The sequence below is a fragment of the Caulobacter sp. Root1472 genome, assembly GCF_001426985.1.
GTDB lineage: Bacteria > Pseudomonadota > Alphaproteobacteria > Caulobacterales > Caulobacteraceae > Caulobacter > Caulobacter rhizosphaerae.
Genome location: NZ_LMFX01000023.1, coordinates 383,769 through 395,040, shown reverse-complemented (window position 1 = coordinate 395,040; position 11,272 = coordinate 383,769). Strand labels below are relative to the sequence as shown.

Annotated in this window: 8 protein-coding genes; 3 read left to right on the top strand and 5 right to left on the bottom strand. The window is 63.9% G+C overall.

Annotated features, from left to right (window positions below; genetic code table 11):
- Positions 1-644: IclR family transcriptional regulator (locus tag ASD47_RS16865; RefSeq protein ID WP_056759094.1), on the bottom strand; the 644-nt coding region annotated here is incomplete at its 3' end.
- Between the two features lie 10 nt (positions 645-654).
- Positions 655-775 (bottom strand): helix-turn-helix domain-containing protein (locus tag ASD47_RS16860; protein WP_156402205.1); only part of this gene is annotated, 121 nt, incomplete at its 3' end.
- Positions 776-1,201: 426 nt separating this feature from the next.
- Between ASD47_RS16860 and ASD47_RS16855 the strand changes: the two genes are divergently transcribed.
- Entirely contained in the window at positions 1,202-3,115 is a 1,914-nt protein-coding gene (locus ASD47_RS16855; protein WP_056759026.1) for an NPCBM/NEW2 domain-containing protein, read from the top strand.
- A gap of 51 nt (positions 3,116-3,166) precedes the next feature.
- Positions 3,167-4,162, top strand: coding sequence for an alpha/beta hydrolase (locus tag ASD47_RS16850; protein WP_056759024.1), 996 nt, complete (start codon positions 3,167-3,169; stop codon positions 4,160-4,162).
- 67 nt (positions 4,163-4,229) lie between these two features.
- On the opposite strand, the gene ASD47_RS16845 is transcribed toward ASD47_RS16850, so the two are convergent.
- From ASD47_RS16845 to ASD47_RS16835, 3 genes are all read right to left on the bottom strand, one after another.
- Positions 4,230-5,720 carry a tryptophan halogenase family protein gene (locus ASD47_RS16845; protein WP_056759023.1) on the bottom strand — a complete coding sequence of 497 codons (1,491 nt, stop codon included), beginning with the start codon at positions 5,718-5,720 and terminating at the stop codon, positions 4,230-4,232.
- Positions 5,721-5,917: 197 nt separating this feature from the next.
- A complete protein-coding gene (locus ASD47_RS16840) occupies positions 5,918-9,283 on the bottom strand; it encodes a TonB-dependent receptor (protein WP_056759021.1) in 3,366 nt (1,121 codons plus the stop codon).
- A gap of 669 nt (positions 9,284-9,952) precedes the next feature.
- Positions 9,953-10,357: a helix-turn-helix domain-containing protein gene (locus tag ASD47_RS16835; protein ID WP_163228914.1), complete on the bottom strand. Its 405-nt coding sequence runs from the start codon at positions 10,355-10,357 to the stop codon at positions 9,953-9,955.
- A gap of 110 nt (positions 10,358-10,467) precedes the next feature.
- Between ASD47_RS16835 and ASD47_RS16830 the strand changes: the two genes are divergently transcribed.
- Positions 10,468-11,220: an SDR family oxidoreductase gene (locus ASD47_RS16830; protein ID WP_056759016.1), complete on the top strand. Its 753-nt coding sequence runs from the start codon at positions 10,468-10,470 to the stop codon at positions 11,218-11,220.
- Positions 11,221-11,272 lie beyond the last annotated feature (52 nt).

Genomic DNA, 11,272 nt, shown 5'->3' with positions numbered 1-11,272 from the left:
ACGCCACGCTTGCAGATGTAGGGCATGGTCAGGGCCGCGATGGCCGCGCCGTCGGCCATGATGGGCGCGGAGACGTCGGTGATGTTCGGCGCCAGGTCGCTTTCGGCGCGCCARTAGCCTTGCCGGACCACGCGCTCGGCATGGGCCAGGAACGCGGTCTGGTCGGCCTGCGAAACCCCGGCGAAGATCACCTCGCGCCACCGGGCCTGCACGGGCGGCGGCTGGAAGGCGTAGAGCACCATCCCCGAGGTCGCCTCCACGATGTCGCGCCGATGGCCGGTGCGCACCGAATAGCCGTAGTAGCCGGGGTTCTCGATCCGGGCCACGACGACGATCTGTTCGCGCGAGGCCTGGGCCAGGTGGCAGGACTGCTCGACCCGCGCGGCCAGCTCGCGCATCTGCGGCAGCGCCGCCTCCAGCAGGGTCTTGACCGGCGCGCGCGCCATGCCCAGCCGAAACAGCCGGTTGGTCAGTTCATAGCCTTCCGCGCCCGGGGCCGTCTCGATGAAGCCCTTGAACTCMAGCACGTGGATCATCCGGAAGATCTCGCCGACCGACCGTTCCAGCGCCACCGAGATCTGGGAAAGGGTCATGGCCTGGCCGTGGGCCGCCAGCAGATCGAGGATGTCCAGCCCCTTCTCCAGGGCCGGCGCNCCGACCGTTCCAGCGCCACCGAGATCTGGGAAAGGGTCATGGCCTGGCCGTGGGCCGCCAGCAGATCGAGGATGTCCAGCCCCTTCTCCAGGGCCGGCGCGGTGTACTTGCGATCCGACATGGCGGGACCTTCGAAACCTGACCTTCCAGCCTCTAGCTTCCGGCTCGCGCCCCGGCAAGCCGGACGGGTCCCGCTAACGGGTCGGGTCCGGCTGCGCCCTGCCCCGTCCGCGCTGGGCGCGCCAACGACTGCACAGCGCCGAAAGCGCCGACTTCACGTATGAAAAGGTTTTGATAAGACAACGGTGACCGGCCAAATATTGTAGGATAAATCAAAAGCACGGCGGACCGCCGCGAGAGCCCTCCTTCAGCGGTGGGCTGGGCGGAATGATCTGGGCGCTTTTTCTCAATGCGGGAAAGCCGTTCGGTTGGAACTCAATCGGTCCGTCGAAATCGGGCGTTGCCTGAAATTCAATGCAAGGTCCTGCTTTCAGAGCAACGGGCCCCTGTCTAAAAAGAATCCGGGTTGGGAATTAGTGGGGAAATCATGAAGCGTTCTGGCGTAATCGGCTGTCTTGCATTGGCGCTATGTTATGGCGGCGCGGCATATGCCGCGACCGACTCGCTGGCGCCGACCGGTCACTGGACCGCGGTGACGACGGGACAGGCGGCCAAGCCCCCCATGGGGTGGAACTCGTGGAACGCCTTCCACACCGACCTCACCGAAGCCAAGGTTCTGGATTCCGCCAAGGCCATCGTTGACAGCGGCCTGGCCGCCAAGGGCTACCGCTACATCAACATCGACGACGGCTGGTGGCTGAAGCGACGGGCCACGGACGGCCGCATGATCGTGCGCACCTCGATCTTTCCGTCCGCCGCGGTCGGCGGCGCCGAACAGACCAGCTTCAAGCCGTTCACCGACCGCATCCACGCCATGGGCCTGAAGGCCGGCATCTATTCGGACATCGGCGCCAACAACTGTTCGCAGGCCTTCGCGCCGAACGCCCCCAACCTCCCCGAGGGCACGGTCGCCGAGCGCGAGGTCGGGCTGCACGGCCATATCGAGCAGGACATCGCGCTCTATTTCAAGGACTGGGCGTTCGACTACATCAAGGTCGACGCCTGCGGCATCCGCGCCTTCGGTCCGGACAGCGGCGGCGTCAAGTCCGGCCAGTACCGCGCGCTCGGCCCATTGATCGACTTCAAGGAAATCCGCCGCACCGACATCGCGGCCGTCCGCGCGCTCTACCAGCAGGTCGCCGACGCCCTGGCCCGCACAAATCCCGATGGGGATTACGTCTTTTCGATCTGCGCTTGGGGCGCGGCCGATGTTCGCGCCTGGGCCAAGGACGTCGGCAACCTGTCGCGGACCAGCGACGACATCACGCCCAGCTGGACGCGGATGCTGGCCAATTTCGACAGCGCGGCCAACCGCGCGCTCTACGCGCACCCCGGCTCCTGGAACGATCCGGACATGCTGTTCGTCGGTCACGGAGACTTCGACGAACATCATCTGACGGAGGCCAAGTCGCACTTTGCGCTGTGGTCGATGCTGTCGGCGCCGCTTCTGATCGGCTATGACCTGAGGAACGCGCCGCAACCGCTGATGGACATCCTGGGCAACGCCGACATCATCGCCGTCGATCAGGACCCGGCGGGCAACCAGGCGGTCCTGGCCTACGACAGCGACGACGTCCAGATCCTGGTCAAGACGCTGAGCAACGGCCACAAGGCGGTGGCGATTTTCAACCGCGGACTTGCGCCGACCGAGGTGACGCTGACGGCGGGCCACATGAAGTTCGCCGCGACGGCGCCGGTGACGCTCAAGGACCTGTGGACCGGCGCGACGCTGCCCGCGTTCTCCGGCGAGACCAAGCTGCATCTCGACCCGCGCCAGACGCTTGTCTTCGACGCCGCTGGCGCGCGTACGCTCTCCAAGGGCCTTTATCTGTCGGAAATGCCCGGACGCGTGAATCCGGCCGTCGACGGCGTGGCCATTCCCCAGCCCGATCCCACGATCCATCGGATGCGCAATCCCTGGGGCGGCACGGCCGACGACGGCGAACCACCGGCCTATACCGGATGGGGCGGCGCGCAGGCCGACGCCACGCCCTACCGGCAGACCTTGCGCGTCGACGGCAAGGCGTATGGGACGGGCCTGGGCGTGCTCGCCAACTCGCGGCTCGAGGTTCGGGCCGACGGCCAATTCCGTCGCTTCACCGCCGAGGTCGGAGTCGATGACTCGACGTTCGACACGGATGACGCCGTGACCTTCTCCGTCTATGGCGACGGCAAGCTCCTGGCGACGTCCAAGCCGACCCGCTTTGGCCAGACGGCGCAGGCCCTGAGCGCCGACATCGTCGGCGTGAAGATCGTCGAGCTGGTGGCGCGCGGCAAATCCGCCAGGAACAAGGCGCCCACGGTCGTCACGTGGGGCGACGCGGCGCTGCTCAGCGACTAGGGCCGCGCCCCTCCAAAGAGCCGCTGGTCTGGACGCAGTACAGGAGTTTGCATGAGCCTCTCACGACGCGATCTTGTGAAATCGCCCCTGGTCCTGGCCGGCGCGTCGGCGATCGGCTTGGGCGTGGGCGCGGCCACCCCGGCGCTGGCCCAGTCCGCTTCTGCGGGCGCGGGCGAGGTCATCGGACTGTGGCCCCATCCGCCGGCCGGCGCCCTGCATCCCGACATGACCGAGGTCGTCGAGCAGACCTCGTCGACCCCCGGCTATAGCAGCCGGCGCATGAAAGGCGTCTCCAAGCCGCACATGATCGCGTTGCCGGCGGCCCAGCCCAACGGCTCGGCCATGTTGATCATTCCGGGCGGGGGCTTCGAGTGGAACTATTTCGATCACGAGGGCTACCACATCGCCGACGTCCTCAATCGGGCGGGCATCAGCTGTTTCGTGCTGATCTATCGCCTGGCGAGGGACGGCTGGGCCGATCCAGCCGCTGTCGGGCCGGCCGACGCCCAGCGGGCGATGCGCCTCATTCGCGCCAACGCCGCGCGCTTCCAGCTTGACCCCGAGCGGGTCGGCGTCATGGGCTTCAGCGCGGGCGGTTTCCTGACGACGACGCTCGCGACGCGGCATTCGGCGCCGTTCTACAAGCCTGTCGACGCCGCGGACCAGCTCAGCGCCCGGCCTCTGCTGGCGGCGCCGATCTATCCGGTGCAAAGCGTCGACCCGGCCTATGCCTACGGCGGCGTGGCGCCGTCCCTGTTCGGCGGCCCGCCCACGGCGGCCCAGATCCGCGAGTGGTCGCCCGATCTCAACGTCACCTCGGCGGCCGCGCCGACCTTCCTGGTGCACGCCGAGGACGACGACCTGGTGCCCGTGGCCAATACGGTGCGGCTTCGCGACGCCATGGCCGCGGCCAAGATCCCGGTCGAGACCCACCTGTTCGCCCACGGCGGTCATGGCTTCGGCGCACGCCCCCAGCCGGGCAGTCCGGACGGCCCGTGGTTGCCGCTGTTCATCAACTTCGCACGCCAGGAAAAGCTGTTCGCTTAGGGCTCATCGCCCGCGACCCCGACCCTGACGCGGACCGGCCAGCAAATGCTCCAGCGGGCCGGCGCCGCTAGGGCGCCTTGCAGTGGCGGTCGATGAAATCCTGATGCGACGGGACCGACTGGGCCGAACGGATGATCTCTTCGCGGCGCAGGTCCATGCCCTTGCGGATCTGGTCCAGCGGATAGAGGTCCGCCGATATGTTGTAGCGCGCCGGAATGACGCCGTTGCCCAGCAGGATCGCCAGCCAGCTCGGCTCCATATAGGATTCCGAATCGCCCAGCGCGATTTGTCCGGTGGCGTTCCAGACATCGAGCTTGTGGCGAAGACTGTCGGGTATCTCGATGTCGCGGCACGCCGCCCACAGGGGTTCGGGCCGGCGCGAGAGATAGTAGTGCGCAATGATGAAGTCGCGGATCCGCTCGATCTCGCGGGTGGAGAGTTGGTTATATTCGTCGCGCAGAACCGGATCGATGGTCCGTTCGGGGAAGTATCGAAGCAACTTCAACATCCCCATGACGATCAACTGCAGTCCGGTGGATTCCAGAGGTTCGAGAAAGCTGGAGGCGAAACCGATGCCCACGCAATTGCGGTTCCAGAACTGCTTGCGATGGCCGGAGGTGAAGCGGAACAGCCGCGGCTCGGCCAGCGGTTCGCCGTCGAGATTGCCCAGCAAGGCGTCGCGCGCCGCGTCGTCGCTCCAGAATTCCGAACTATAGACCATGCCGTTGCCGCTGCGGTGTTGCAGCGGAATGGTCCAGCGCCAGCCCCCGGCGTGCGCGGTGGATCGCGTAAACGGCGTAGGCTCGTCGGGGCGTTTCGACGGCGCCGCCATGGCCCTGTCGCAAAGCAACCAGCGCGACCAGTCGACGAACGGCGTGTTCAACGCCTTTCCCAGCAATTCGGAGGCGAAGCCGGTGCAATCCAGGAACAGGTCGCCAGCGACCGTGACGCCGTTGGCAAGATGGATGGCGGCGATATCGCCCGTCTCGCCATCCAGATCGACGTGCGTCATCTTGCCTTCGATGCGCTGCACGCCCAGCTCGGTCGCCACGTCCCGCAGGTAGCGGGCGTACAGCGCCGCATCGAAATGATAGGCGTGGTGGTAGCGCGGATTCTGCGGATCGGTGGGGGCGAATTTGTTGTTTTTCGCGACGGCGTAGGCGAACGAATAGTCATCAATCGGATGGTCGTCGCCTGATTGCCGCAACCTCAGCCAATAATGGTGGGGCGCCACGCCTTCAACCTGGTGACCATAGTCGCTGAACGCGTGGAAATGCCGGTTTCCGGCAACGCCCCAGTCGCAGAATTCAATGCCCAGCTTGAACGTGCCCTGGGTGCGGCGAACAAAGTCGGATTCATCGATGCCGAGCAGGGCGTTGCATTGCGCCAGCACCGGGACCGTCGCCTCGCCGACGCCGATGATGCCGATCTCCTCGGATTCGACCAGAGTGATGCGCGTTTGATGGCGACCCGTCTTCTTGGCCAGCAGCGCGGCCGCGATCCAGCCCGCCGCACCGCCGCCCAGAATGACGATATCCTGTTGATGGCCGCTGTTCATAAACATGCCTCGCCATGAACCTAGCCGGCGCCGTGCCCGCCGGGGATGGGTTTCAGGCCTATGCGGGGGTTGGATGTCGGTCAAGGCGCGCCAACTCGCCGCGCCGGCGACAGGCGACCGGGCATGGCCCGGCCGCAAGACTGTATTCCAAGGAGGAAGGGCGCTTCTGGATGAAGCGCCCTTCCCCGTTCAGATCGTTAGAAGCGCGCCCGCATAGTGACCTCATAACGCCGGTCGCTGACGTTGTAATCATAGGGCACGTACACGCCAGGCACAGGTTCCTGAACGGTTTTCGACTTGGTGTTGAGAAGGTTGTTGGCGTTGAACGAGACCGAGACCTTTTCGCTCAGCTTGTAGTCGAAACCCAAATCCAGGTAACCGGCCGCCGACATGTAGGCCGGAACCATGTTGTACACGGGATAGGAATGGTCCGAGTCAAAGTTGGTCGGGCTGGTGTTGAGCGAGTAGGGATTGCCGCCGCTCGTCAAATAGGACAGCGGATTGACATTGGTCGACAGCAACGCCTTGCTGCGCCAATTGTACGCCAGACGGAAATTGACCCTGTCGCGGCTGTAGAGCAGCTGGATGTTGTAGGCCCACTTCGACAACCCGGCGTAGGGCAGGTTGGGGTAGGTCTGCGGCACAGTGCCGTCCGGATTGAGACCCGGGCTCAACATATTGTTGGCCTGCTGGGCAGGGTTTTTACTGTCGATGTAGGTCACGTTGCCTTCGACGCCGAACCCGCGAAACAATCCCGGCAGCTGGTCGAAGAACTTGCGGCCACCGATCTCAAAGCCCTTGATAGTGGCCTTCTCCGTCGCCGACCTGTTCTGCATGTAGAGCCACGGAAGATCCAGGCTTGCCGGCGTCCCCGCGTCCGGATCCGTCGACCCCACGGTGGGGGGGGTCTGACCATTGGCGTAGGCCTTCCCAGGAACCGGAAGATTGCTGGCGATGAACGAATAGAACTGCGGATGATCCTCGATCTGCTTGGCGAACACGCTGGCGTACAAGAAGCTGGACGACGACGGATAGAATTCGAACGCCAGATCTTCGCTGGTGATCATGGTCGGCTTCAGACTTGCGCCCGCGTCACGGGCGGTAAAACCCGTGAGAATGGGCGGCGCCTGCGAATTGGTAGGGTTGGCAAGTGTCCTCGCGTCGACGACGCCGCCCGCGCGAATATCATTGAGATTCGGCGGAGCAGACGACTTCGACGCCGCACCCCGAATGATGAACTTGTCGGATAGGTCGAACTTGATGTTGAACGCAGGCAGAACGCGCGTGTAATCATAGCTGCGAGTCTGCATGGCATAGGTTTTGTCAAAATAATAGGTCGTCGGGTACGGGTTCCCCGCACCCGGGAACTGCTGCGCATTGAAGTATGCCGTGCTGTCCGCGACGCTCAGAACAAGCCTGTCGGCGTCCGGCGTTTGCAGCAAACCGCTCGCCCGCAGGGAATCGTGGAATACACGAACGCCGATATTGCCCGAGAACGCCGGAATGAATCCGATACCATCATGCGCGAACTTGGCCTGGACATAGGCAGCCTGGTTGACGATGCGGCTATCGGTCTTGTTCAGGCCCTGATCAATCTTTGCCGTCCAATACTGATCCGCGGTCCCGCCGGGGACCTCGCCATTATACGTCGTGAGCAAATGGTACCAGTCATAGCTCTGCATGACCGAGTCGCTGGCGACGAAAACCTGCGACGGAAGAGGCATTTTGCCGCCGAAGAAATTCGAGAAGGTGGCGACTTGATAATCCGACGGCAGGACATTTGGGTTGTTGAGATATTGAATATTCCCCGGCCCAAATGTCGGGTCCCCGAGATGGGTCCCGAAATTTCTTCCCATCCATGACTGGCCTAGCGGCGCGAAATAGGTTCCCGCGAAGTTGTCGTTTTCGCTGCGGTTGGAGGTACGAGCGCCAACAGTGATGCTGCGCAGGAATCCATCGTCGCTGACCCGGTATTCAAGGTCGATATGGGCGGCCACCATCGCCCCTTCATTCTTGGGTTTGTGATAGCCCATATTGGCCAAGTACGCCGTACTCTTGTCGAGCACGCCGGCAGGGGACAGGCCGGACACGATCGGCAGCGAGCCCGTCAGATCGACGTCCATCGAAGTCACCAGCGGGCTGGACTGATTGAGGCCGACATACATGCTTTGCCCGGTCGAGCGGGAACGGACATATTGCGCACCGCCACGCACCGCCACCCGGTCCCCAGGGGTCCAGACGAAGCTCTGCGAAATATCCAGCGTGGAATTCTTGCTGTGCGACGCTGTCGCGCCGCCGGTGGGGTTCAGTGTTGCGGCGGGCGCGCACTGGGCCAGGCGCCTACCATCCCAGTTCGGATTCGACGGAACCGGTTCGATACCCCCATCAACCGACCAGTCCCACTGGATCGACGATGCGGGAGTGCCATAGGTGGCGCCGCAATTGAGCTGGTACCAGCTAGGCACCCAGCTGGGGGTGATGTTCTGGAACTCCACCGCATTGCCGGTGGACCCGACGGTGAGACTTCCCTTACGGAAGGCGCCGTTGGCGTCATACTCGACGGGCTTGCCGACGACGGGCATGACTGCGGATGTCGAGGATGGGTTCGTTCCCAAGGAACCGCTGTTTCCGTGGCTATCCTCGACATATTGCGAGTAGAACACGGTGTTGGTCAGCGTCAGGTTGGAAGCCGGCTTCCACTGAAGAGCCTGATAGAAGCCGTACCGGTCGCGCTTGCTCTTGTTGGTGTTCCAGTTGAACGAACTGGGAACAAAGGCAAGATCATCGTCGCGCGTGGAGGTCGGCGCATACTGGGCGAACATGGCGCCCACCTGCAGGTCGCTGCTTTGCTGGTGCAGGCGGCTGTAGGCCAGATCCCACAACACGCCAAATTCGCCGATGTTGGTGTCGAAACGCTTCGAGAACATGGCCGAAGCCCGGGGCGAAGCCTTTTTCGCCTGGGTGCCGTAGCTGCCGCCCACGGTGAGGTTGACCTGGGTGTCCTTGAAATCGAAGGGCAGATGGGTGCGAAGATTGACCGCGGACGCGCCCCCTTCGATGAGGTCGGCGCGCGTGCCTTTGTAGACATCGACCCCGGCCATCAGCTCGGGCGTGACTTCGTTCCAGCTGATGGCGCTTGCGCCGTTGGCGCTGAACACCTGCTGGCCGTTGAGCATGCTCGAATTGAAGGGAAGGCCGCGCACGGTAATGCCCGAACCTTCGATCTGGAACGCGGTGCTTCCGCCGTTGGTCCCGCCAAAGCGCGAGATCGACACGCCCGACACGCGCTGAAGAACTTCGGTGATCGAATTGTCGGGCAGCTTGCCGGCCTCGTCGGCGACGACCGAGTCGACGAGCGTGTCGGAGTTCTTCTTGATCTCGATGGCGCTTTGCAGCGCCCTGCGGCGTGCGGTGACGACCACTTCCTTCACGGTGTCGACGACCTGGTCGTCCTTGGCCGCTGAGGGCGCATCCTGCGCCGCGACCGGCCCGGCCAGCGCGCAAAGAACACCAAGCGAAGCGCCAGCAACAAGCAAGTGACGCGCGCGGATCGAACTTTTCACCTTGAATCCCTCCCCAGGGCTTTTTTACCGGCGTCGCTCAATCCACCCCCTCCGGGGCTTCGACCGATCGCACCGCCCGCCACCGAATGGCAGCGTTGTCATCGCCCTACGAATTCACTCATCGACGGATTTTTGCAAGCCAAATCCTCATACAAATTGGATAAAATTGACGCAGGGCCGCTGACACCGGTGACAATTCAACAGCTCCAGGTTCAATACCCCAACGGCCGGTTGAAGAGGGTGGCGCCTCACTAGAGTACTGAATTAATGCAATAAAATTGTTTAATGAGGTTCGCGACAATCCTGGCGAGCAGCGCCCGGCGTTAAGATTTTCTCCCGGTAACTCAGCGGCCAATTAATCAGACAATTCGCTGAATATTGCCCCGGACAAATAGGGCGGCATCGGCGTTTCATTCGCAGAAATGCTTTTACATACAAAAGGATAGCGGGCGTAGTCACGTCTTCCAAGGTCGGCCGCCACGCTCGACGCCGCCGTTTTGAACCCTATGAGAAACTGTCCGTGTGCAGCGCCACGATCGCTCGGACACCGGCCTGGCCGGCGTCGGCGGCGGCGAACGCACGCGTTCACGCCGGGCGCCCCGCTGCGGCGGCCGTCGAAGTCGAAAAGCAGAGCGACAACCGCGTCGGCTTGGAGAGGGCGGAGAGCCCCTACCCCTTCCTCGCATCGAACGCCGCTCGCGCGGCCTCGATGCGTTCGATGCTCTTCTCAGCCCAAGTCCAGACGCCGCAGAAGGCCTCGGCGAGGGTCAGGCCCAGGTCGGTCAGCCGGTATTCGACCTTGGGCGGGATCACCGGGTGGACGGTTCTGATGACCAGCCCGTCGCGCTCCATCTGGCGCAAGGTCTGGGTCAGCATCTTCTGGCTGATGTTCCCGACCAGCTGGCCCAGGCGGGTAAAGCGCGTCTCGCCATGCTCGGCCAGAACCTCGAGAATCAGCATCGTCCACTTGTCGGCGACGCGGCCGATCACCTCGTTGACCAAGGCCTCGACGCGGGGATCGGCGTACGCCCCGGTGTCGGGATGCGAAATTCTGGCCGGCGGAAGAGCCGTCATTTCCATTTCTTTCTGTCTGGTAAGTATGGCGATTTCAGGTGCCTACTTTCCAATGGAGAGTAACCGTCATAGCTGATCCTCATCGCTGCGCCATCCCCCTGGAGAGGACCATGAACATCACCGGAAACACCATACTGATCACCGGCGGCGGCTCGGGCATCGGTCGCGCCCTGGCCGAAGCCCTGCACGCGCGCGGCAATCAGGTGATCGTCGCGGGCCGTCGCGCGGACGTGCTCAGGGAGACCGCGGCCGCCAATCCGGGCATGGCCTGGGCGACCGTTGACATGGAGGACGCCGCCGCCCTCGCCGCCTTCGGCGCGCAGGTCGTCAAGGACCATCCGGCGCTGAACGTCGTGATCCTGAACGCCGGGATCATGAAGGTCGAGGACCTCAAGGCCGAACCGTTCGATCTGGCGGCCGTGGAGGCCACGATCGCGACCAACCTGCTGGGGCCGATCCGGCTGACGGCGGCCCTGCTGCCGCATCTGCGGGCTCAGCCGAACGCGACCGTCGTCACCGTGACCTCGGGCCTGGCCTTCATTCCGCTGACCGCCACCCCGACCTATAACGCCACCAAGGCGGCGCTGCATTCCTGGACCCAGTCGCTGCGTCACCAACTCCGCGACACCGCCGTCGAAGTGCTGGAACTGGCGCCGCCCGCCGTGGCGACCGACCTGATGCCCGGCCATGCGGAAAACCCCAACGCCATGCCCCTGGCCGACTATACGGCCGAGGTCGTCGACCTGATCGAGAGGGGCGAGACGCCGCGCGGCGAGATCCTGGTCGAGCGGGTCAAGCCGCTGCGGTTCGCCGAGGCCGGAGGCTACGAAGACCTGTTTGGCCGGCTGAACGGCGCGCACTGACGGTTTCCGAAGAAGACCGCCGAGGCAAGGCTAGAGATTTCAGAGCCTTACC